This window comes from Pseudomonas yamanorum, assembly GCF_013386765.1.
In the GTDB taxonomy this organism is placed as follows: domain Bacteria; phylum Pseudomonadota; class Gammaproteobacteria; order Pseudomonadales; family Pseudomonadaceae; genus Aquipseudomonas; species Aquipseudomonas yamanorum_A.
The window spans coordinates 30,990-53,503 of the sequence record NZ_JACARE010000034.1; the positions used below are offsets into that span (position 1 = coordinate 30,990).

The following is a 22,514-nucleotide window of genomic DNA, read 5'->3' on the forward strand; positions in this document are numbered from 1 at the left end:
TGGTGGCCACCGCCAACGAAGTCGCCCGTTCATGCAGCGCGGCGGCCTCGAGCGCCGACGAAGGTTATCGGGATGTGCACGATGGCCAGCAGCACATCGGCGAAGCCACCGGCAGCGTGCTCAAGCTGAGCGAAGACCTGCAAAAGTCGACCCAGACCATGCAGTTGCTCGAACAAGACAGCAAGAACATCAACACCATCCTCGACACGATTCGTTCGATTGCCGAGCAAACCAACCTGCTGGCCCTCAACGCGGCCATCGAAGCCGCACGGGCCGGTGACCAGGGCCGTGGGTTTGCGGTGGTGGCCGACGAAGTCCGCGCCCTCGCCCGCCGCACCGCCGACTCCACCGGCGAGATCGACAGCCTGCTGGGCAACCTCGCCCGCCGCACCCAGGAAGTCACCCTGCAGATGCAAGGCAGCCTGCAGGTCTCCCACACCAGCGTGGAACGCATCCAGCAGGCCCGCGACAGCTTCGACAAGATCCGTGGCTCGGTGGACTCGATTCGCGACCAGAACACCCAGATCGCCACGGCCGCCGAGGAACAGCATCAGGTGGCCGAAGAGATCAACCGGCACATCGCGCAGATTCATGCCGACGCCCAGCTGGTGGAAGGCTTTGCTCATTCGGCACAGACCGGCTCCGGGCGGTTGACGGATATTTCCGGCCAGCTCAAGGGCCTGGTCGGGCGCTTCAAGTTCTAACCCCGCCTGCGAGGCGGTGACGTGCTCACCGCCTCCCCACCCCATCACGCCTGTCCAGCCTCCCCCGCCTAGCGCGGGCGGGCTCGTTGCCGGCCATTTGTCAGCTTGCCCCAGGGCAACGCACATCACGCTATTGCGCTTCTCGTATTATGGTATACCATCATACGCAAATCACCTGCGTCAGATGGAGCCGTTCATGAGTTTCGAAATCCGCAAAATCGTCAGCTATGTAGAAGAAACCTTTATCGAAGGCGGCAAAGCCTCGGACACTCCGGTCAAAATGGTCGGCCTGGCCGTTGTGCTTAAAAACCCGTGGCTGGGCCGCGGTTTTGTCGAAGACCTGAAGCCGGAAATCCGCGCCAATTGTTCCGACCTGGGTGCGCTGATGGTCGAGCGCCTGGTGGGCATCATCGGCGGCGCCGAGAAGATCGAAGCCTACGGCAAGGCGGCCGTGGTGGGTGCCGATGGAGAGATCGAACACGCCTCGGCGATCATCCACACCCTGCGCTTTGGCAACCACTACCGTGAAGCGGTCAAGGCCAAAAGCTACCTGAGCTTCACCAACAAGCGCGGCGGCCCGGGCACCTCGATCCAGATCCCAATGATGCACAAGGACGACGAAGGCCTGCGCTCGCACTACATCACCCTGGAAATGAAGATTGAAGACGCGCCCCGCGCCGATGAAATCGTCGTGGTCCTGGGCTGTGCCGACGGCGGTCGCCTGCACCCGCGTATTGGCAATCGCTACATCGACCTGGAAGAGCTGGCGGCTGAAAAAGCCCAGTAAGCAAGACCCGTCACTCAAACAAAAAGGCATGCAGGAGCGCTCCATGATTCGGCTCACCGCTGAACGTACCCCGGCTGGCACCAGTTACCTGGCGACCGGCCAAGGCCAGCCTGTGGTTTTGATCCACGGCGTGGGCCTGAATAAAGAAATGTGGGGCGGCCAGGTGGTCGGCCTCGCCACCCGGTACCGCGTCATTGCCTATGACATGCTTGGCCATGGCGCCAGCCCGCGCCCGCAGAGCGGTACGCCGCTGCTGGGCTACGCCGACCAACTGCTGGAACTGCTCGATCACCTGCAATTGCCCCAGGCGACGGTGATCGGGTTTTCCATGGGCGGCCTGGTGGCTCGCGCCTTTGCCCTGCACTACCCGGAGCGCCTGCAAAGCCTGGTGGTGCTCAACAGTGTGTTCAATCGTAGCCAGGAGCAGCGCGCCGGGGTGATCGCACGCACCGCCCAGGCCGCCGAACACGGGCCCGACGCGAATGCCGAAGCCGCCCTGTCGCGCTGGTTCAGCCGTGAATACCAGGCCGCCAACCCGGCGCAGATTGCCGCGTTGCGCCAGACCCTCGCGGGCAATGACCCTCAGGGTTACCTGACCACCTATGAATTGTTCGCCACCCAGGACATGTACCGCGCCGACGACCTGGGCAGCATCAAGGCGCCGACGCTGGTGGCCACCGGCGAGCTGGACCCCGGCTCGACACCGCAAATGGCCCGGCAACTGGCCGAGCGCATTCCCGGTGCGACCGTGGCCGTTTTGCCCGAGCAACGGCATATGATGCCTGTCGAATCGCCGCGTCTGGTCAACCAGCTGTTGCTGGACTTCCTCGAAACGGCACACTCCCAACAACACCCGATAAAGGGGATCGTGGCATGACACTTGAACGCTTCCAGATGTGCATCGGCGGCGAATGGGTTGACGCCCTGTCCGGCAAGACCTTCGACAGCCTGAACCCGGCGCTGGCCGAGCCCTGGGCGCAGTTGCCCGATGCTGACGAGGCTGACGTGGAGCGCGCCGTGAGCGCCGCCCAAAGCGCCTTCGAAAGCCCGGCCTGGCGCGGCCTGACCGCCACCGCGCGGGGCAAGCTGTTACGCCGCCTGGGCGACCTGATTGCCGAGAACAAAGAGCAACTGGCCCAGCTCGAAAGCCGCGACAACGGCAAGCTGATCCGTGAAACCCGCGGCCAGGTCAGTTACCTGCCGGAGTTTTTCCACTACACCGCAGGCCTGGCCGACAAGCTCGAAGGCGGCACCCTGCCGCTGGACAAGCCCGACCTGTTTGCCTACACCGTGCACGAAGCCATGGGCGTGGTTGCCGCGATCATTCCATGGAACAGCCCGCTGTACCTGACCGCGATCAAACTCGCGCCCGCCCTGGCGGCAGGCAACACCATTGTGATCAAACCGTCGGAGCACGCCTCGGCGACCATCCTTGAACTGGCGCGCCTGGCGCTGCAAGCCGGCATCCCGCCAGGTGTGGTCAACGTCGTGACCGGCTACGGCCCGAGCACCGGCGCCGCCCTTACCCGCCACCCGCTGGTACGCAAGATCGCCTTCACCGGCGGCGCCGCCACGGCACGGCATGTGGTGCGCAGCAGCGCCGAGAACTTCGCCAAGCTGTCCCTGGAACTGGGCGGCAAATCACCGAACATCATCTTTGCCGACGCCGACCTCGACAGCGCCATCAACGGCGCCATCGCCGGTATCTATGCCGCCTCCGGGCAGAGCTGCGTCTCCGGCTCGCGCTTGCTGGTGCAGGATGAAATCTACGACGAATTCGTCGAGCGCCTGGTGGCGCGCGCCCAACGCATTCGCATCGGTAACCCTCAAGACGACGCCAGCGAGATGGGCCCCATGGCCACCGCGCAGCAACTGGCCGTGGTCGAGGGCCTGGTGGCGGATGCCATCGCCGAAGGCGCGCGCCTGCGCACCGGCGGCAAACGCCCGCAGAACCTCGGCGAAGGCTGGTTCTACGAGCCGACCTTGTTCGAGTGCGACCGCAATTCGATGAAGATCATGCAGGAAGAAGTGTTTGGCCCGGTGGCGTCGGTCATTCGCTTCAAGGACGAAGCCGAAGCCCTGGCCATCGCCAACGACTCGCAGTTCGGCCTGGCCGCCGGCATCTGGACCCGCGACCTGGGCCGCGCCCACCGGCTGGCGCGGGATGTGCGCTCGGGCATCATCTGGGTCAACACCTACCGCGCCGTATCGGCCATGGCGCCCATCGGCGGCTTCAAGAACAGTGGCTATGGACGCGAAAGCGGCATCGATTCGGTGCTGGCCTACACCGAGCTGAAGACGGTGTGGATCAACCTTTCCCAGGCACCGATGCCTGATCCTTTCGTGATGCGCTAAGAGACCACAACCATGATCGAACCCGGCATTTACAAAGACGTGATGAGCTCGTTTCCCTCCGGCGTCACGGTGGTGACCACCCTGGACCCGGAAGGCGGCATCGTCGGCATCACCGCCAGTGCGTTCAGCGCGCTGTCGATTGACCCGGCCCTGGTGCTGTTCTGCCCCAACTATGCGTCGGACACCTACCCGATCCTGCGGGACAGCAAGCGCTTTGCGATTCACCTGCTGTCCGCCGACCAGACTGCCGAGGCCTATGCGTTTGCCAGCAAAGGCAAGGAAAAAGCCAAGGGCATCGAGTGGCACCTCAGCGACCTGGGCAACCCGCTGCTGGCCAAGGCCACGGCGATCATCGAGTGCGAGTTGTGGCGCGAATACGACGGCGGTGACCACGCGATCATTGTGGGCGCGGTGAAAAACCTGATTCTGCCCGACCAGCCGATGACGCCGATGATCTACCACAAAGGCAAGCTGGGCCCGTTGCCTACCCTGGCGTGAGGCGGCTGCCGGGGCCATTCGTGGGGCCGTGAGGGTTTGTCGCTTAAAGAACACAGCGTGATAAACTTGCCGAAGATTTTGGCCCTCAATCGGCCCGGCTGGCCCCTGAAGCCTTCGCCAAAGCCGGTGCCGAGGCCTCCAGTTAACCGCCCCATTCAGAGCAGACCCCATGAAACGCCTGCCCCTCGACGACAGCTTCAAGGTCAATCACAACCCGGTCACCCTGCGCGAAATCGTGCTGGAAAAACTGCGCAGCGCCATCATGAACTTCCAGCTGTTGCCGGGCGACCGCCTGGTGGAGCGCGACCTGTGCGACCGCCTCGGCGTCAGCCGCACCTCGGTGCGCGAAGCCTTGCGTCACCTGGAGTCCGAAGGCCTGGTGGAGTTCGCCGACGCCAAGGGCCCGCAAGTCGCAATCATTACCCTGGCCGATGCCGTCGATATCTATGAACTGCGCTGCGTGCTCGAAGGCTTGATCGTGCAGTTGTTCACCCTGCGCGCCAAGGCCAAGGACATCAAGGCCCTGGAAAAAGCCCTCGAGGAAAACCGCAAGGCCCTCAAGGACGGTGAACTGCAACAGGTCATCGACTCGGTACAGGGTTTCTACGACGTGCTGCTGGTGGGCTCCGGCAACCATGTTGCCGCCACCCAGTTGCGTCAGTTGCAGGCGCGTATCAGCTACCTGCGGGCCACGTCGGTGTCCCAGGAAAACCGTCGCGGTACCAGCAACCAGGAAATGGAGCGCATGGTGCAGGCGATCAAGAGCGGCGACCCGCTCGCGGCTCACCAGGCCTGCGTCGACCATGTGCGCGCCGCCGCCGCCGTTGCCCTGGACTACCTCAAGCGCAAGCAGGAAGAGACCGGCAAGATCCCCGAGATCACCCTGCCCATCGCGCTCAAAGAACCCCGCATAGGTCACTGACCATGTTCACCCCTGGCTTTTGCCCGAAATGCGGCGGCAGTGACCTGGGTCACCAGCTCCCGCCGGGCGATACCCATGAACGCCTGATGTGCCGCGGCTGCGGCTATATCCACTACGTCAATCCGAAGATCATCGCCGGCTGCATCATCGAGCAGGACGGCAAGTACCTGCTGTGCCAACGGGCAATCCCGCCACGCCCGGGCACCTGGACGTTGCCGGCAGGCTTTATGGAGGGTGGCGAAACCACGGAACAGGCGGCACTGCGGGAAGTCTGGGAAGAAAGCGGCGTGCGGGCGGAGATTGTGTCGCCCTACTCGATCTTCAGCGTGCCGAAGATCAGCGAGGTGTACATCATCTTTCGCGCCATTGCGCTGGAGATTACCGGCCAGTTCGGGCCGGAAACCCTGGACTACCAATTCTTCGCGCCCGAGGACATTCCCTGGGACAGCATCTACTACCCGGCGATCCGGCAGATCCTCGAACGCTATATCGAGGAACGCCAGGCCGGGGTCTACGGCATTTACATCGGCAACGACGACAGCGGCAGGATTCACTTTATCCGCTGATGCGCGTCAGAGCGCCAAGCCTTCCACAATGATGATCTGCGCCTGGGCCACGCCCTCACGGTGCGCCTTCGCCTCCTGATATTCCTCGGACTCGTAGCACGCCACCGCCTGGTCGTAGCTGTCGAATTCGATCACCACATTGCGCTGCGTTGCCGGCCCGCCTTCCATCGCGGCGCTGCGCCCGCCCCTGGCCAGAAATCGCCCGCCAAACTTCGCAAACGCCGCCGGTGCGCGCTGGGTGTACTGCGTGTATTGCTCGGCATCCGCCACATCCACATGGGCAATCCAGTACGCCTTCATCGTGACATCCTCTACGTTAAGTTTTGTGGTATACCATAATACATACAACCAACAACCCGAGCACGTTACATGACCTTCAACAGCATCGCAGAAATCATCGAAGACTACCGCCAGGGCAAAATGGTACTCCTGGTGGACGACGAAGATCGGGAAAACGAAGGCGACCTGTTGCTGCCGGCCGACTGCTGCACCGCCGAGGCGATCAGCTTCATGGCCCGCGAAGCCCGTGGCCTGATTTGCCTGACGCTCACCGATGAACATTGCCAGCGCCTCGGCCTGGAACAGATGGTGCCGAGCAACGGCAGCGTGTTCAGTACCGCGTTTACCGTGTCCATCGAAGCGGCCGTCGGCGTGACCACCGGAATCTCCGCCGCCGACCGCGCGCGCACCGTGGCCGCTGCCGTGGACATGAGTGCCGGGCCGGCCGACATTGTGCAACCGGGGCACATCTTCCCGCTGCGCGCCAGGGACGGCGGGGTACTGACCCGCGCCGGCCACACCGAAGCCGGTTGCGACCTGGCGCGCCTGGCGGGGCACACGCCGGCCTCGGTCATCGTCGAAGTGATGAACGATGACGGCACCATGGCCCGCCGGCCCGACCTGGAAGTATTCGCCCGCACGCACGGGATCAAGATCGGCACCATCGCCGACCTGATTCACTACCGCCTGAGCACCGAGCGCACCGTGGTGCGCATTGGCGAACGCGACCTGCCGACGGTGCACGGCACGTTCCGCCTGATCACCTTCGAAGACCGCATCGACGGCGGCGTGCACATGGCAATGGTCATGGGCCAGTTGCGTCGTGACGAACCGGCGCTGGTACGGGTGCATGTGATCGACCCGCTGCGCGACCTGGTGGGCGCCGAATACAGCGGCCCGTCCAACTGGACCTTGTGGGCCGCCTTGCAGCGAGTGGCCGCCGAAGGCTGCGGCGTGGTGGTGGTGCTGGCCAATCATGAGTCATCCCAGGCATTGCTCGAGCGCGTGCCGCAACTGACCCAGGCGCCCCGGCAATTCAACCGTTCCCAATCGCGCATCTATTCTGAAGTAGGCACCGGGGCGCAGATCTTGCAGGACCTCGGGGTCGGCAAACTGCGCCACCTCGGCCCGCCCCTTAAATATGCCGGTTTGACCGGCTACGACCTTGAGGTGGTGGAGAGCATTGCGTTCACCGAATGACGGATAACCGGTAAGGCAAAATGCTTGCACAAAGTTTGGAATACCATAATATGACATCCCATAGACCGAACGTTTCTGCCAAGTGCACCCGCCAGGGAAAGCACCCATAAAAGCCCTTGGCACGGTCGCCTTCCGGGGCCTCGATTAGAGGCCCTGCTGGACCTACTGCTCCCGATAGGCGGGCACTACCAAGCCCGCTCAATAACAAAACAAATGAGGGCGTGAAAATGGTGTTGAACAAACGTGTCACCGCAGTGCTGTTCGCGGGCTTATTGGCCACGGCCACTCATGCGGCCCTGGCGGCCGAAAGCGTCAATTTCGTGAGCTGGGGCGGTAGCACCCAGGACGCGCAGAAACAGGCCTGGGCCGACCCGTTCAGCAAGGCCAGCGGCATCACCGTGGTCCAGGATGGCCCCACCGACTACGGCAAACTCAAGGCCATGGTCGAAAGCGGTAACGTGCAGTGGGACGTGGTGGACGTCGAAGCCGACTTCGCCTTGCGCGCCGCCGCCGAAGGCTTGCTCGAACCCCTGGATTTCTCGGTGATCCAGCGCGACAAGATCGACCCGCGCTTCGTCTCCGACCACGGAGTGGGTTCATTCTTCTTCTCCTTCGTACTGGGCTACAACGAAGGCAAGCTCGGCGCCGGCAAACCCCAGGACTGGTCCGCGCTGTTCGACACCAAGACCTACCCTGGCAAACGCGCACTCTACAAATGGCCAAGCCCTGGCGTGCTTGAACTGGCGCTGCTGGCCGACGGCGTACCCGCCGACAAGCTGTACCCGCTGGACCTGGACCGCGCCTTCAAGAAACTCGACACCATCAAGAAAGACATCGTCTGGTGGGGCGGCGGTGCCCAGTCGCAACAGCTGCTGGCCTCCGGCGAAGTCAGCATGGGCCAGTTCTGGAACGGGCGCGTTCACGCCCTGCAGGAAGACGGCGCGCCCGTGGGCGTAAGCTGGAAGCAGAACCTGGTGATGGCCGACATCCTGGTCGTGCCCAAAGGTTCGAAAAACAAGGCGGCGGCCATGAAGTTCCTGGCCAGCGCCAGCAGCGCCAAAGGCCAGGCAGATTTCTCCAACCTGACCGCCTATGCACCGGTGAATATCGACAGCGTGCAGCGCCTGGATTCAGTCCTGGCACCCAACCTGCCGACGGCGTATGCCAAGGACCAGATCACCCTCGATTTCGCCTACTGGGCCAAGAACGGTCCGGCCATTGCGACACGGTGGAATGAATGGCTAGTCAAATGAAAATGACCGCAACCACGCCCGCCGGGAGCGCCCTGGGCGCTGCCGGCAAGGCTGGCGGTAAAGCCGTAGCGCCGTCCCTGGCGCAGCGCTGGCGCGGTTCCAGCAACCTGATCCCGGCCCTGTTGTTCCTCGGCCTGTTCTTCCTGGCACCACTGATCGGCCTGCTGCTGCGGGGCGTGCTGGAGCCGGTGCCGGGGCTTGGCAACTATGAACAGCTGTTCGCCAACTCGGCCTATGCGCGGGTGTTGCTCAACACCTTTTCAGTGGCGGGCCTGGTGACCCTGTTCAGCCTGTTGCTGGGCTTTCCCCTGGCGTGGGCTATCACCCTGGTGCCCCGCGGCTGGGGGCGCTGGATCCTGAACATCGTGCTGCTGTCGATGTGGACCAGCCTGCTCGCCCGGACCTATTCCTGGCTCGTGCTGTTGCAGGCTTCAGGCGTGATCAACAAGGCGCTGATGGCGATGGGCATCATCGATCAACCCCTGGAGATGGTGCACAACCTGACCGGCGTGGTGATCGGCATGAGCTACATCATGATCCCGTTTATCGTGCTGCCGTTGCAGGCGACCATGCAGGCCATCGACCCGATGATCCTGCAGGCCGGCTCCATCTGCGGCGCCAGCCCCTGGACCAACTTCTTCCGGGTGTTCCTGCCGTTGTGCCGGCCGGGGCTGTTTTCCGGCGGGCTGATGGTGTTTGTGATGTCCCTCGGTTACTACGTCACCCCGGCGCTGCTCGGCGGTGCGCAGAACATGATGCTGCCGGAGTTCATCATTCAGCAGGTGCAATCGTTCCTCAATTGGGGCCTGGCGAGTGCCGGCGCCGCGTTGCTGATCTTCATCACGCTGGTGCTGTTCTACTTCTACCTGAAGCTTCAGCCGGAATCCCCGGTTGGCGCCAGCAACGCGAGGTAAGCCGTCATGCTCCTGACTCCCAATGCCATGAGCCGCAGGATGCGCCTGGGCCTGTACACCACCACCGGCGTGATCGGCCTGTTCCTGCTGTTGCCGATCGTGTTCATCGTGCTGCTGTCGTTCGGCTCCTCACAATGGCTGGTGTTCCCGCCGCCCGGCTGGACGCTGAAATGGTACGGCCAGTTCTTCTCCAACCCCGACTGGATGAACGCCGCCGTGGCCAGCCTCAAGGTCGCGGTGCTGACCACGGTGTTTGCCGTGGCGCTGGGCCTGCCCACGGCATTCGCCCTGGTGCGCGGGCGCTTTCCCGGCCGCGAATTGCTCTACGGCCTGTTCACCCTGCCGATGATCGTGCCGCTGGTGATCATCGCGGTGGCGGTGTACGCGCTGTTCCTCAAGCTCGGCTACACCGGGACGATGTTCGCCTTTGTGGTCAGCCACGTGATTGTCGCGTTGCCGTTCACCATCATCTCGATCATCAACTCGCTGAAGCTGTTCGATCAGTCGATTGAAGACGCCGCCGTGATCTGCGGCGCCTCGCGCTTGCAGGCGGTGTTCAAGGTGACCTTCCCGGCGATTCGCCCGGGCATGGTGGCGGGTGCGCTGTTCGCCTTTCTCGTCTCGTGGGACGAAGTGGTGCTCAGCGTGATGATGGCCAGCCCGACCCTGCAAACCCTTCCCGTGAAAATGTGGACCACCCTGCGCCAGGACCTGACGCCTGTGATCGCCGTCGCGTCGACGTTGCTGATCGGCCTCTCGGTGTTGGTCATGGTGATTGCCGCCGCCGTTCGCCGGCGCACAGAAACCCGGCCCTGAGCCCTGGAGAAGAACATGAGTGCAGTGATCAAAGCGTCCGCGCAAGGCAACGAGCAACCCCTGGTAAGCCTGCGCAACCTGAACAAGTACTACGGCGAGTTTGCCGCCGTGGACAACATCTCCCTGGACATCCAGGACGGCGAGTTCCTCACCTTCCTCGGCTCCAGCGGCTCGGGCAAAAGCACCACGCTGTCGATGCTCGCCGGCTTTGAAACACCGAGCAGCGGCGAGATCCTGGTGGGCAACCAATCCCTGGTCAATGTGCCGCCCCACAAGCGCGACATCGGCATGGTGTTCCAGCGCTACTCGCTGTTCCCGCACTTGTCGGTGCGCGACAACATCGCCTTCCCCCTGGCGATTCGCAAACTGGCGAGTGCCGAGCGCGAAAAGCGCGTCGACGCGATGCTCAAGCTGGTGCAACTGGAAGCGTTTGCCCATCGCCGCCCTTCGCAACTCTCCGGCGGCCAGCAACAGCGCGTCGCCATCGCCCGGGCGCTGGTGTATGAGCCGCGCATCCTGCTGATGGACGAACCCCTCGGCGCCCTCGACAAGAAACTGCGGGAAGACTTGCAGGACGAACTGCGCCAGTTGCATCGGCGCCTGGGCATCACCATCGTCTACGTGACCCACGACCAGGAAGAAGCCATGCGCCTGTCCCAGCGCATTGCGATTTTCAGCCACGGCAAGATCGTCGGCCTGGGCAGCGGTTTCGACCTGTACCAGAACCCGCCGAACGCATTTGTCGCCTCGTTCCTCGGCAACTCGAACTTCCTCAAGCTCAAGGCCCAGGGCAACGCCGTCGGCGCGTTCGAAGGCCAATCCCTGTCGATCCGCCTGACCACCGGGCTGCACATCGACCAGGACGTGCTGCTGATGGTGCGCCCGGAAAAAGCCCTGGCGCTGAGCGTCGAGCAGGCCGCCGGGCAACCGTTGGCGGCGGGCTGGAATGAAGTGTCGGCGATCGTGGGCGAAGTGCTGTTCCTCGGCGAAAGCCAGACCTGCAGCGTGAAAACCCTGGGCGGCACTTCGATGACGGTCAAGGCGTTGTCCGCCGCGGGCATGCCGCTCAAGGCCGGCGACCCGGTGCGGGTGCGCTGGGCCACGGCGGATGCGTGTGTGTATACGCAGTGGGCGGAGAGTGATCTGAACAAGGCGGCCGGGGCGCATTGAGTCACCCCCCTGTGGGAGCGGGCTTGCTCGCGAATGCGGTGTGACAGTCAATAGATGCATTGGCTGATCCACCGCTTTCGCGGGCAAGCCCGCTCCCACATTTTTAATTGTGTTTTACCCGTCAGGTTTTGCGTTCGAAAATCGCCCCCTCGATCCCCAGCACCTCGCGGGTATCGGCATAGATCCCCACGCCCTTCTCCCACACGTGCTTGATCGACTGATCGGCGCAACGAATCTGGTAATTGAGTTCGAACGGCTCCCGCCGCGACAGCGCATATTGCACTTCGCGCCAGACGTAGTCGGCGTACTGCGCCAGGATCAGGCTGTTGTAGGTGAACTCATGGTTGTCCACCAGCCGCTCGGCGGGATAACCGGTCAATTGCAGGCACCCGGCACTGACAAATTCCATGGTCCAGTCGCGATTGTTGCGCCCGCGATAGATCAGCCCCGGCATGCTGTCGAGCAAACTCATGCTGCTGCGCTGGCTCGCCTGCAAGGCAATTTCGCGGCGCTTGTGCGCAGTCACATCCCCGGCCGCCAGGTAGAACCCTTGCGGGCCGCGCTTGAGGCTCACCTCGAACCAGCGTAACTCGCCGCAAGGATGCACAAAGCGCAGGCGCTGGTTGAATGACGTATCAGGCCGCCGGCGCAGTTCATTCAAGGCCTGGCGCCATAACGGGCGGTCTTCCTGGTGCACGTAATCCAGCAGATTGCGCTCCGCCCCCGGTTGCCCCATCAGCTCGGCCCAGGCCAGGTTGAAGTGGGCGATCTGGCCATTGTCCCGCAGCTCCAGCAACGCGGCGGGGAAGCGATCCATCAGGTGCACGGGCGGCGTCTGCACAAACGCTTCAGGGCTTTCCCTCATCTAATGGCGCTCCTCGTGTTTCATCAATGCGCCGCTGTGCACCCACGCGGCCAGCTCCAGCCGCGAGTGCAGGCCGAGCTTCTGCAGCAAACTGCGCACGTAGATTTTTACCGTGCCGTCGCTGATCCCCAGTTCCCGGCCGATCTGTTTGTTGCTCATGCCGGCGGCGATCAATGCCAGGGTCTGGCCTTCGCGCTCGGTGAGGTTGTCGCTGCCCGGGGCCTCGCAGTGTTGCGTGGGCTCGGCCTGGTCGGCCAGCAGGGCAATCAGGGTCGAATCCAGCACGATCGCGCCCTTGTGGCAGTTGCGCATATACGCCAGCAAGGCGTCGGGTTCGGTTTCCTTGAGCACGTAACCGCTGGCGCCCAGGCGCAAGGCCGCAAGCAATTCGGCGCGGTCCATCGACGCCGTCAGCACCACCACCTGGCAATCGAGGCGCAATTGGCGCAGTTCATCCAGCACCTGCAAACCGCTCAGGCCCGGCATGTGCAAATCCAGCAGGACCTGCTGCGGCGTCAGGCTCACCGCCAGGTTGATGCCCTCACGGCCACTGGCCGCCTGCCCCACCACTTCGAAGTCGTCACTGGCACCGAACAACTGCGCCAGGCCTTTGCGAAACAATGGGTGATCATCGATCAGTAATAAGGTCGTGCAATCCATCGAGACTCCCCTGTGGCAGGTCTTGGTTGCGGCGCAGGCCGAGGTGCACGCGCACCCCGTGCGGGCGGATCGCTTCAATGCTCAGCCGCGCGCCGATGCTGGCGGCACGTTCGCGAATAATTGCCAGGCCGAAATGGTTGTCTTCGCCGCAGGCAGGGCTCAGGCCAATGCCGTCATCCTCCACCGACACCGAGGCATCGCCGTCCTGGGTCTGGCGCAGTTCAATGCGTACGTGCCGCGCATGGGAATGCCGCACCGCATTGGCCAGGGCTTCGCGAATGATCTGCAGGATCTGCAATTCGGTTTCCGGGTTCAACGCATCGTCGGCCAGGCGGTTGTCCAGTTCGAACACGATGATGCAACGCCGCGAGAACTCCGCAACGGAGTCGGCCAGGGCCTGGCGCAGCGAGCGCCCGTCCATGGTCAGGCGTGCGCTGGTGATCAGCTCACGCACCTGGCGCTGCAGTTGGCTCAAGCCCGCGCACAGGTCCTGCAGACTGGCGCGGGCTTGCGCCGGCTCGCCCAGTTGCGACTGCAACCCATGCGCCTGGAACGACAGGTAACCCAGCTGCTGCGCCACCGAATCGTGCAGCTCACGGGCCAGGGCACCGTGCCGGGACGTCGCCTGTTTGCGCTGTTGCTCAAGGGTGTGGCTGCGCAGGCGCACGGTGACACCGACCGCCTGCGCGGCCTCCTCCATGAGTTGCCGCCAGCTGGCACCGGCCCGCCGGGGCGTGTCGAGCAGCAACGCCCCCTTCTGGCCCTCGGACAAGGCGCACACCAGCCGGTGCACGCCCCGTTCCCGGCACGGGCCGCACGCCTGGGGCGTATCGGCCACGGTCGCGTTACGCCAGGGGCAGCCCGCCACGTCCTGGCAGCCCTCGATCAACCCGCGCCGGGCCGGCCCCAGGTCTTCGCCGCCGAGGATCAGGTTGAGCTTGCCGGCGGGCAACAATGCGTCGAAACGGTCCAGGAAAACCGACAAGGCACCGTCAGCGTGCGCCTCGCCCAAGGGCAACCCGGCCAACAGCCTGCGCACGCTACGCGCTTGTTCGGGGCGCACAGGCCCCAACCAGAGCGGCCAGCCTTTTGGTCGTGTCAGCACTCTCGATACCCCCCCGTCCCGGTTGCTCAACATCCGCTTAAGACCAGCAACTTCCATGCCCCGAATGGCCGTCGCGCAAGGCTTATCTCCAAAGGCATAGCCCTTTTTCCAGATTGAGAAGATTTTCCCCATAGGAAAGTATCTCTCCCAACAGGAAACAAAACGCACCTTGGAGAGCCCGCATGACCCACACCCACAACCGCCCCATCGTGGTGATGCAATCGGCGACCGTTGGCCTGGAGGTTGTCGCCGGACTGGACCGGCCATTGCTGCTGAACGGTGAACAACCCGACTTCGCCTGGCGCTTGCAGCAGGCACTGGCCAGCGCCACCGTGGGTTGTCGGCTCTACCTGCTGGGCGATGAAGCCTTTGTGTGGCGCCTTCACGGCCAGGCCCGCGCCGCCGGCCTGGAAGACGACGAAATCCGCCTGACCTGCTCGCTGCCCGGCCAACGCCTGGTGTATTGCGCGCACTGTGGCCTGATCCAGGCGACCGGGCCGGAGCCGCTGTTGAACTGCATCGGCTGCCATGTGGGGCTGGAGGTGCGCACGCATTTTTCCAGGCGCCTGGGGGCTTATTTCGGCGTGTGCAATAACCCCGACAAGCCCTATGCGGGGTTCCAGCCATGAGCGCGGCCCTCAATGTGCAGGTGAGCGCGGCAAGAATGCTCACACCGGTGGTGCGCGAATTCACCCTGGTGGCCTGCGACGGCACCCTGCCCGGCTTCTCGCCCGGCAGCCATGTGCAGGTGCATCTGCCGCTGGCCGAAGGCAAGGTACGCAATGCCTACTCACTGACCAGCGACCCGGCGCACCACCAGCACTACCGCATCGCCGTGCGCCTGCAAGACGTGTCCCGTGGCGGTTCGCAGTACCTGCATCGGCAGGTGCAGGTCGGCGATACCTTGCAGATCTCGCCACCGGCCAATCTGTTCGCCCCCCACGCCACGGCCCGCCGGCATATCCTGATCGCCGCCGGCATCGGCATCACGCCGTTCATGGCCTACATCGCGGCCCTCGAACAACAGCAGGCCGAGTTCGAACTGCATTACCTGTTCAGGCCGGGCCTGAGCGACGCCTACCTCGACGAGTTGCAACAGCGCCTCGGTGCACGCCTGCACACCTACGAAGGCCGCCCGGACCTGAGCCGCATCCTCGGCAACCGGCCGCTGGGCAGCCACGTCTACACCTGCGGCCCGCAGTCCCTGCTCGACGCGGTCGAGCACCAGGCCACGCGCCTCGGCTGGCCGCCCAAACGCGTGCACTCGGAAGCGTTCAAGGGCGCACAACCGGGCCAGCCGTTCGACCTGCACCTGCTGCGCAGTGATCGGCGCCTGCGGGTCGAAGCCGAGCAGAGCCTGCTCGAAGCCCTGGAAACCGCCGGGTTGCAGGTACCCAACCTGTGCCGTGGCGGCGTGTGCGGCCAGTGCATGACACGTCACATGGGCGGCGCCATCGAACACCGCGACAGCTTCCTCACACCGGCCGAGCAGGCCGACTTTCTGATGCCCTGCGTCTCTCGCGGCAACGGCCCATGCGTTTCGCTGGACCTCTAGGAGTTGTTGACCATGCCTCTACCATCGAGCCCCGTGCTGAGTTATCGGGACGACTTCAGCTTTCACAACAGCCCGACGGCGATCCGCCGCTTCCCCTTCCCGTTTACCGAAGACAGTTACCTGTACTCGGTGAATATCGAGCCGGCGACCTCACGCGACCCGGGCTCGATCTATGAACATGGCTTCGACATCGACGAGCACTACCGCTCGGAAATGGCCGAACGCGCGCTGGTGCTGGACAAGGACCCGCGTCGCTACCTGGTGATGCCGCACATGCAAGTGGCCGCCTGGGATGCGTTGCAGATGCTGATGGAACACCTCGCCGCCGATTACCCGCAGTGGTTCAGCCTGGCCCGTGATGGCGACCGCTGGCATTGGCGGAACCGCCTGCTGGAGATCAACCAGCACTTTGTATTCGGCGACGCCACCAGCCTGCCCTGTGAACCGCTGGAATTTATCGGGCGCCAGGTGCAGGGGGATTTCGCCTTGCTCGACCAGCGCGACGGCGACCTCTACATGGACGCCGGCCTGATCACCGGCCCGGCCGACTGGTCCTTGGCATTCGACGCCGGCATGAGTTTCAAGCAGTGGCATGCACCGGTGCCCATGGCCCATCAAATGGGCGTGTTCGAGCGTGCGCTGAAGTACCTGCTCAACCTGCAGGCCGGCCAGCCTGTGCGGCGCCTGAACTGGACCCTGACCATCAACCCGCGCCTGGATTCATCCCCCGAGACCTTTCACGAATGGGGCGCGGACCGCGGCCAGATCACCGCGCAGAACGTCGGGCAACAGGTGCACCTGCGGGTCGAGTTGCAAGTGATGGCGCGCCTGCCCCGCAGCAATGCGGTGATGTTCAGCATCCGCACCTACCTGATCAGCATGGATGAGCTGGTGACCCAGCCCGGCTGGGGCTGTCGCCTGCACCGCGTGCTGCGCGACCTGCCCGACCCCATAGCCGACTACAAGGGCATGAACCGCTACCGGCACACGCTGGTGGAGTGGCTGAGCCAGTTCGACCCGCAGGCCTGACCTTCGCTTTTTCCCGGCTCTCTTTTTTCCCAAAGGACCCTCACATGACCCACTCATGGCGTATTTCTGCATTGGCCGAGCGGCACCGCGCGCTCGGATCGAACCTCGAAGACTGGAACGGCATGGGCACCGCCTGGACCTACAGCAGCGAGTTGGCCGACCACCACCAGGCTATCCGCACCCGTGCCGGGCTGATGGACGTGTCGGGGCTGAAAAAAGTCCACTACGTCGGGCCCCACGCCGAAAGCCTGTTGCAGTGGGCGACCACCCGCGATATCGCCAAGCTCTACCCCGGCAAATCGGTGTACGCCTCGATGCTCGACGAAGACGGCAAATTCGTCGACGACTGCATCGTCTACCGCACCGGGCCCAACGCCTTCATGGTGGTGCATGGCGCCGGCACCGGGCATGAAATGCTGGTGCGCTCCGCCCAGGGCCGGCAAGTGGCGGTGCTGTTCGATGACGACCTGCACGACCTGTCGCTGCAAGGCCCGCTGGCGGTGGATTTCCTCGCCGAGCACGTGCCCGGCATTCGCCAGTTGCCGTATTTCCATCACGTGCAGACCCGCTTGTTCGAGCGCCCGGTGATGGTCTCCCGCACCGGCTACACCGGCGAGCGCGGCTACGAGATTTTCTGCAAGGCCGCCGACGCGCCTTTCCTGTGGGACAGCATCCTCGAACAAGGCGCGAGCCTGGGGATTATCCCGTGTGCCTTCACCGCTCTGGACTGGCTGCGGGTGGAAAGCTCGCTGATGTTTTTTCCCTACGACAATTCGCAGATGTACCCCTTCGCCGACCAGAAGGCCGGCGACACCCTCTGGGAAATGGGCCTGGATTTCACCGTCTCCCCTGGCAAACAAGCATTTCGCGGCGCCGAAGAACACCTGCGCCTGCGCGGCCAGGAGCGTTTCAAGATCACCGGCGTGCTGCTCGACGGCGTACGCCCTGCCGAGGCCGGCGACACCCTGTGGCAAGGCGGCCAGCAGGTCGGCGTGATCACCTGCGGCATGTATTCGCGCCTGAGCAAACGCTCGATGGCCATCGCACGCATGAGCGTTGCCTGTTCCGAACCCGGCATTGCCTTGCAGGTGCGCGGCAGCCTTGAGGCCAGCGCCACCACTCACGCCCTGCCCTTTGACGACCCGGAAAAAACCAAGCGCACGGCCAAGGGCTGAGCCTTCCCACACTTGATTCAGGAGCCTTCGATGGACGCCTCCAGCGAACATTACATTCTCAAGATCACCTGCCCGGCGGCGTCCGGTATCGTCGCGGCGATCAGCGCTTGCCTGGCCCAGCAGCAGTGCTATATCAGCGAGCTGGCGCAATTCGACGACGAGTTCACCGGGCAGTTTTTCATGCGCGCGGTGTTCCGCTTCAACACCGGGATCAGCGGTGATATCGGTGCCCTGCGCGAAGGCCTGGGCGACCTCGCCGGTGGCTTCGACATGCAGTGGCAGTTGTTCAGCTCGCGCCAACCGACCCGCGTGCTGCTGATGGTCAGCAAGTTCGACCACTGCCTCACCGACCTGCTCTATCGCCACCGCAAGGGCGAGATGGACATGCACATCACCGCCGTGGTCTCCAACCACCTGGACCTGCGGGCCATGGCCGAACGCGAAGGCATCCGCTTCATCTACCTGCCCATCACCAAGGACAGCAAGGCCAGTCAGGAAGCCGAGCTGATGCGCATCGTCGAGGACACCCAGACCGACCTGGTGGTGCTCGCCCGCTACATGCAGATTCTGTCGGACGGCCTGTGCCAACAGCTCTCGGGGCGGGCGATCAATATCCATCACTCGTTCCTGCCCGGGTTCAAGGGCGCCAAGCCCTATCACCAGGCCTACGACCGTGGCGTGAAGCTGATCGGCGCCACCGCCCACTACGTCACCAGCGACCTCGATGAAGGGCCGATCATCGAGCAGGAAATCCAGCGCGTCGACCATACCCACCTGCCCGACTCGCTGGTCGCCATTGGCCGCGACACCGAGACCGTCGCCCTTTCCAAAGCCCTGAAATACCACCTGGAGCACCGGGTGTTCATCAACCAGGACAAGACAGTGATCTTTCGCTGAAACCCTTCAGGAGGCACGCTCATGACTCTACGTGTAGCAATCATCGGCGCCGGCCCGTGCGGCCTGGCACAACTTCGCGCGTTCCAGTCGGCCCGCGACCAGGGCACCGCCATTCCCGAACTGGTGTGCTTCGAGAAACAGCAGGACTGGGGCGGCATGTGGAACTACACCTGGCGCACCGGCCTGGACGAGAACGGCGAGCCGGTGCACGGCAGCATGTACCGTTACCTGTGGTCCAACGGACCCAAGGAGTGCCTGGAGTTCGCCGACTACACCTTTGAAGAGCACTTTGGCCGGCCCATCGGCTCCTACCCGCCCCGTGAGGTGCTGTGGGACTACATCAAGGGCCGGGTCGAAAAAGCCGGCGTGCGCGACTACATCCGCTTCAACAATGTGGTGCGCCAAGTCACCTTCGACGAGCAGACCCAACGCTTCACCCTCTACGCCCACGACTACAGCAACGACACGCTGACCTGTGAGGAATTCGACTACGTGGTCAACGCCTGCGGCCACTTCTCCACGCCCAAGGTGCCGTACTTCGACGGCTTCGAACAGTTCGCCGGGCGCATCCTGCATGCCCATGATTTTCGCGAGGCACTGGAGTTCAAGGACAAGGACCTGCTGATTGTCGGCAGCAGCTATTCGGCCGAGGACATCGGCTCGCAGTGCTACAAATACGGCGCCCGCAGCATCACCAGTTGCTACCGCACCGCGCCCATGGGCTATGCCTGGCCAGACAACTGGGAAGAAAAGCCGCTGCTCACGCGCCTGGAAAACAACCGCGCGTACTTTGTCGATGGCAGCAGCAAACACATCGATGCGGTGATCCTGTGCACCGGCTACAAGCATCATTTCCCGTTCCTGCCGGATGAGCTGAGCCTCAAGACCGACAACCGCCTGTGGCCGATGAACCTGTACAAGGGCGTGTTCTGGGAACCCAACCCGCGCCTGATCTACCTGGGCATGCAGGACCAGTGGTACTCCTTCAACATGTTCGACGCCCAGGCCTGGTATGCCCGCGATGTGATCCTGGGGCGCATCACCCTGCCGAGCCAGGCCGAACGAGCCGCCGACAGCCAGCAGTGGCACGCACGGGAACAGACCCTGGAAACCAACCAGCAGATGTTCGAGTACCAGGGCGCCTACATCCAGCACCTGGTGGACGCCACTGACTACCCGAATTTCGACATCGCCGCGGTGAACGAAACCTTTCTGCACTGGAAGCATGACAAGGCGGAAAACATCATGGGCTACCGCGACAAGTCCTATCGTTCGCTGATGACCGGCACCCAATCGCCACCGCACCACACACCGTGGTTGCAGGCGCTGGATGACTCGATGGCGGCGTACCTGGCTGAGCCCGCTACGCCCATCAAGTCGGTCGGCTGATGATGAATGCACCTCGTGTTTCTCATCCCCGAGAGCCCGGGCTGTTCGCCCGCGCCCCCCACCTGGAACGTTACCGCGTGGCCGCCGGCGGAGTGACCCTGGTGGACTTGCAACCCGGCGACCGCCTGCAGGTGATCGACATCGAAGGCCGGCAAACCTGCGCACTGCTGGCCCTCGATGCCGACGGGCGCAGTGCCTTGGCCAGTTGGGCACTGCACGGTACAACGGCTTGCCGCGTGACCCGGCGTATCGACCAGGCGCTCAACCGGCGCGGCATCGACCCGCAACGGTTGCCGCTGGCCGCCTCGCTGTGGGACGACGACAGCCCGCCCGGCCATAGCCGCCATTTCACCGCCCATGACCGGTTACTGGTGATCGTTGCCGCCCCGGCCGGGCCCACCGCCGTTGACCGGCAATACCGGCCGAGCGAACTGCGTCTGCTGGTAACCCGCGTCGACCCCTCTCCCCTCTGGATGCCCGCCCTGCCTGAACCGTTGGGCGAAGTGCTGGACGAATTCACCCTGCGCGCCGGCACGGCCCACAGCTACACCGTCGCCAAGGGGCAGTACGTGCAGGTGCTGGATGTGGCCGGGCGCCAATGTTCGGACTTTGTCGCCCTCGACCGTCGCGCCCTGGATCGCGGGCTGGAGCTGGACCTCGACCAGACCGTCACCCGCACGCTGAACGGCAGCGCCTACCCAGCACCCGGGCTGTTCTCGAAGTTCTTCGACCGGAACATGCAACCGATGCTGGAGGTGGTGCAAGACACCGTCGGCCGCCACGACTCCTTCGCCCTGGCCTGCGCCGCACGCTATTACGAAAGCCAGGGCTATTTCGGGCACGACAACTGCAGCGACAACCTCAGCCAGGTACTCGTGCCCCATGGTGTCCAGGCCCGCAAGGGTTGGCCGGCGATCAATTTTTTCTTCAATACCGGGATCGACGCGCACCAGCAGATGACCCTCGACGAGCCCTGGTCGCGTCCCGGCGACTACGTGCTGTTGCGGGCCGCCACCGACCTGCTGTGCGCCAGCACTTCATGCCCGGATGACATCGACCCGGCCAATGGCTGGGACCCGAGCGACATCCACGTCCGCATCTACAGCGAGAAGGAGCGTTTTTCCATCGCCATGAGCACTCGAACCACGGCCGATGCCGACCCGATTCTGACCCGTGAGTCTGCGTTCCACTCACGCACAAGCCGCCTCACCGGCAGCTTCACCGACTACCGCAACTGGTGGCTGCCGTTGCGCTACGACGGCTACGGCGCCATCGAGGAATACCTCGGTTGCCGCGAACGGGTAGCGGTGATGGACCTGACCGCCTTGCGCAAATTCGAAATCATCGGCCCCGACGCCGAGAGCCTGTTGCAGTACTGCCTGACCCGCGACGTGCGGCGCCTGGCGGTGGGCCAGGTGGTCTATTGCGCCATGTGCCACCCCCACGGCGGCATGCTCGATGACGGCACCTTGCTGCGCCTGGGCCCGGACAATTTCCGCTGGGTCTGCGGTGAGGACTACGCCGGGGTGTGGCTGCGGGAACAGGCACAGAAACTGGGCATGAAGGTGTGGGTCAAGTCCGCCAGCGAGCAGATCCACAACCTGGCGGTGCAGGGGCCGATGAGCCGCGAGCTGCTTAAACAGATGGTCTGGACCCCGCCCACCCAACCGGGCCTGGAAGCCCTCGGCTGGTTCCGCTTCCTGGTGGGGCGGCTGGACGGTTTCGACGGCTGTCCGTTGATGATTTCCCGTACCGGCTACACCGGCGAACTGGGTTATGAAGTGTGGTGCCAGCCCGAAGACGCCGAACGGGTGTGGGACCGCATCTGGCAGCTCGGCCAACCCTTGGGGCTGGTCCCCCTGGGCCTGGAAGCGCTGGACATGCTGCGCATCGAAGCCGGGCTGATTTTTGCCGGCTACGAGTTCAGCGACCAGACCGACCCGTTTGAGGCGGGTATCGGGTTCAGCGTGCCGCTGAAAAGCAAAACCGATGATTTCATCGGGCGCGACGCCCTGTTGCGGCGCAGTGCGCACCCCACCCACAAGCTCGTCGGCCTGCACTTGAGCGGCAACGAGACTGCCCACCATGGCGACCCGGTGTACCAGGGCCGGGCCCAGGTCGGGGTCATTACCAGCGCCTGCCGCTCCCCGCTGCTGGCCAGCAACATCGCGTTGTGCCGGGTGGACGTGGCGTGCGCCGAGCCCGGCACGGTACTCGAGATTGGCAAAGTCGATGGCCTGCAGAAGCGCATCAGCGCCACGGCCAGCGCAGCGATTTTCTATGACCCGGACAAAAGCCGGGTGCGCAGTTGATCGTTCCGATACGCGTGTGCGCCACCCCATTTTGACTGCCCCACTTAAACGCTATTCAGACAT

General features: G+C 63.9%; 22 protein-coding genes and 1 pseudogene. 19 read left to right on the plus strand and 4 right to left on the minus strand.

Going from position 1 to position 22,514, the window contains the following annotated elements; translation table 11 throughout:
• Positions 1-167 precede the first annotated feature (167 nt).
• From HX875_RS33250 to HX875_RS24835, 7 genes and pseudogenes are all read left to right on the plus strand, one after another.
• A pseudogene (locus HX875_RS33250) lies at positions 168-704 on the plus strand (methyl-accepting chemotaxis protein); the annotation flags it as partial.
• Between the two features lie 196 nt (positions 705-900).
• Entirely contained in the window at positions 901-1,491 is a 591-nt protein-coding gene (locus tag HX875_RS24810; RefSeq protein ID WP_177046586.1) for an amino acid synthesis family protein, read from the plus strand.
• 43 nt (positions 1,492-1,534) lie between these two features.
• Positions 1,535-2,368, plus strand: coding sequence for an alpha/beta fold hydrolase (locus tag HX875_RS24815; RefSeq protein ID WP_177046588.1), 834 nt, complete (start codon positions 1,535-1,537; stop codon positions 2,366-2,368).
• The gene (locus HX875_RS24820) at positions 2,365-3,846 is read left to right on the plus strand and encodes an aldehyde dehydrogenase (protein WP_177046606.1); all 1,482 of its coding nucleotides are present in this window, start codon (positions 2,365-2,367) and stop codon (positions 3,844-3,846) included. The genes HX875_RS24815 and HX875_RS24820 overlap by 4 nt, the downstream gene beginning before the upstream one ends.
• Positions 3,847-3,858: 12 nt before the next feature.
• Entirely contained in the window at positions 3,859-4,344 is a 486-nt protein-coding gene (locus tag HX875_RS24825) for a flavin reductase family protein (RefSeq protein ID WP_177046608.1), read from the plus strand.
• A 169-nt stretch (positions 4,345-4,513) separates the two neighbouring features.
• A complete protein-coding gene (locus HX875_RS24830; RefSeq protein WP_177046610.1) occupies positions 4,514-5,266 on the plus strand; it encodes a GntR family transcriptional regulator in 753 nt (250 codons plus the stop codon).
• A gap of 2 nt (positions 5,267-5,268) precedes the next feature.
• On the plus strand, positions 5,269-5,832 hold the full coding sequence (locus HX875_RS24835) for an NUDIX hydrolase (protein WP_177046612.1): 564 nt from the start codon (positions 5,269-5,271) through the stop codon (positions 5,830-5,832).
• 6 nt (positions 5,833-5,838) lie between these two features.
• Here HX875_RS24835 and HX875_RS24840 read toward each other — a convergent pair whose 3' ends face one another.
• On the minus strand, positions 5,839-6,132 hold the full coding sequence (locus HX875_RS24840) for a DUF1330 domain-containing protein (protein ID WP_177046614.1): 294 nt from the start codon (positions 6,130-6,132) through the stop codon (positions 5,839-5,841).
• Between the two features lie 69 nt (positions 6,133-6,201).
• Between HX875_RS24840 and ribBA the strand changes: the two genes are divergently transcribed.
• From ribBA to HX875_RS24865, 5 genes are all read left to right on the plus strand, one after another.
• Complete coding sequence (gene ribBA, locus HX875_RS24845; protein WP_177046615.1) at positions 6,202-7,311, plus strand: bifunctional 3,4-dihydroxy-2-butanone-4-phosphate synthase/GTP cyclohydrolase II; 1,110 nt, start codon at positions 6,202-6,204, stop codon at positions 7,309-7,311.
• A 227-nt stretch (positions 7,312-7,538) separates the two neighbouring features.
• Positions 7,539-8,564 carry an ABC transporter substrate-binding protein gene (locus tag HX875_RS24850; protein WP_177046617.1) on the plus strand — a complete coding sequence of 342 codons (1,026 nt, stop codon included), beginning with the start codon at positions 7,539-7,541 and terminating at the stop codon, positions 8,562-8,564.
• Positions 8,561-9,478, plus strand: a complete 918-nt coding sequence (locus HX875_RS24855) for an ABC transporter permease (protein WP_177046618.1) — start codon at positions 8,561-8,563, stop codon at positions 9,476-9,478. Before HX875_RS24850 ends, HX875_RS24855 begins: the two co-directional genes overlap by 4 nt.
• Before the next feature lie 6 nt (positions 9,479-9,484).
• On the plus strand, positions 9,485-10,294 hold the full coding sequence (locus tag HX875_RS24860) for an ABC transporter permease (protein ID WP_177046621.1): 810 nt from the start codon (positions 9,485-9,487) through the stop codon (positions 10,292-10,294).
• A gap of 15 nt (positions 10,295-10,309) precedes the next feature.
• The gene (locus HX875_RS24865; RefSeq protein WP_177046623.1) at positions 10,310-11,464 is read left to right on the plus strand and encodes an ABC transporter ATP-binding protein; all 1,155 of its coding nucleotides are present in this window, start codon (positions 10,310-10,312) and stop codon (positions 11,462-11,464) included.
• Between the two features lie 121 nt (positions 11,465-11,585).
• Here HX875_RS24865 and HX875_RS24870 read toward each other — a convergent pair whose 3' ends face one another.
• Genes HX875_RS24870 through HX875_RS24880 form a run of 3 tightly spaced genes read right to left on the minus strand, consistent with a single transcriptional unit; the run spans position 11,586 to position 14,052 of the window.
• Positions 11,586-12,329, minus strand: coding sequence for a PAS domain-containing protein (locus HX875_RS24870; RefSeq protein ID WP_177046633.1), 744 nt, complete (start codon positions 12,327-12,329; stop codon positions 11,586-11,588).
• Positions 12,330-12,989 carry a response regulator gene (locus tag HX875_RS24875; protein ID WP_177046635.1) on the minus strand — a complete coding sequence of 220 codons (660 nt, stop codon included), beginning with the start codon at positions 12,987-12,989 and terminating at the stop codon, positions 12,330-12,332.
• Positions 12,958-14,052 (minus strand): ATP-binding protein, encoded by a 1,095-nt coding sequence (locus HX875_RS24880; RefSeq protein WP_330213950.1) that lies wholly within the window; start codon positions 14,050-14,052, stop codon positions 12,958-12,960. The genes HX875_RS24875 and HX875_RS24880 overlap by 32 nt, the downstream gene beginning before the upstream one ends.
• 224 nt (positions 14,053-14,276) lie before the next feature.
• On the opposite strand from HX875_RS24880, the gene HX875_RS24885 reads away from it, so the two are divergent.
• The 7 genes from HX875_RS24885 to HX875_RS24915 are packed head-to-tail and all read left to right on the plus strand — an operon-like array spanning position 14,277 to position 22,451.
• Entirely contained in the window at positions 14,277-14,723 is a 447-nt protein-coding gene (locus HX875_RS24885) for a dimethylamine monooxygenase subunit DmmA family protein (RefSeq protein ID WP_177046639.1), read from the plus strand.
• Complete coding sequence (locus HX875_RS24890; RefSeq protein WP_177046641.1) at positions 14,720-15,649, plus strand: PDR/VanB family oxidoreductase; 930 nt, start codon at positions 14,720-14,722, stop codon at positions 15,647-15,649. Before HX875_RS24885 ends, HX875_RS24890 begins: the two co-directional genes overlap by 4 nt.
• Before the next feature lie 12 nt (positions 15,650-15,661).
• A complete protein-coding gene (locus tag HX875_RS24895) occupies positions 15,662-16,678 on the plus strand; it encodes a heme-dependent oxidative N-demethylase family protein (RefSeq protein ID WP_177046643.1) in 1,017 nt (338 codons plus the stop codon).
• Positions 16,679-16,722: 44 nt separating this feature from the next.
• Positions 16,723-17,853, plus strand: coding sequence for an aminomethyltransferase family protein (locus HX875_RS24900; protein ID WP_177046645.1), 1,131 nt, complete (start codon positions 16,723-16,725; stop codon positions 17,851-17,853).
• A 30-nt stretch (positions 17,854-17,883) separates the two neighbouring features.
• Entirely contained in the window at positions 17,884-18,750 is an 867-nt protein-coding gene (gene purU, locus HX875_RS24905; protein ID WP_177046647.1) for a formyltetrahydrofolate deformylase, read from the plus strand.
• Positions 18,751-18,771: 21 nt separating this feature from the next.
• Entirely contained in the window at positions 18,772-20,139 is a 1,368-nt protein-coding gene (locus HX875_RS24910) for an NAD(P)-binding domain-containing protein (RefSeq protein WP_177046649.1), read from the plus strand.
• 2 nt (positions 20,140-20,141) lie between these two features.
• The gene (locus HX875_RS24915) at positions 20,142-22,451 is read left to right on the plus strand and encodes a DUF1989 domain-containing protein (protein ID WP_177046651.1); all 2,310 of its coding nucleotides are present in this window, start codon (positions 20,142-20,144) and stop codon (positions 22,449-22,451) included.
• Positions 22,452-22,514 lie beyond the last annotated feature (63 nt).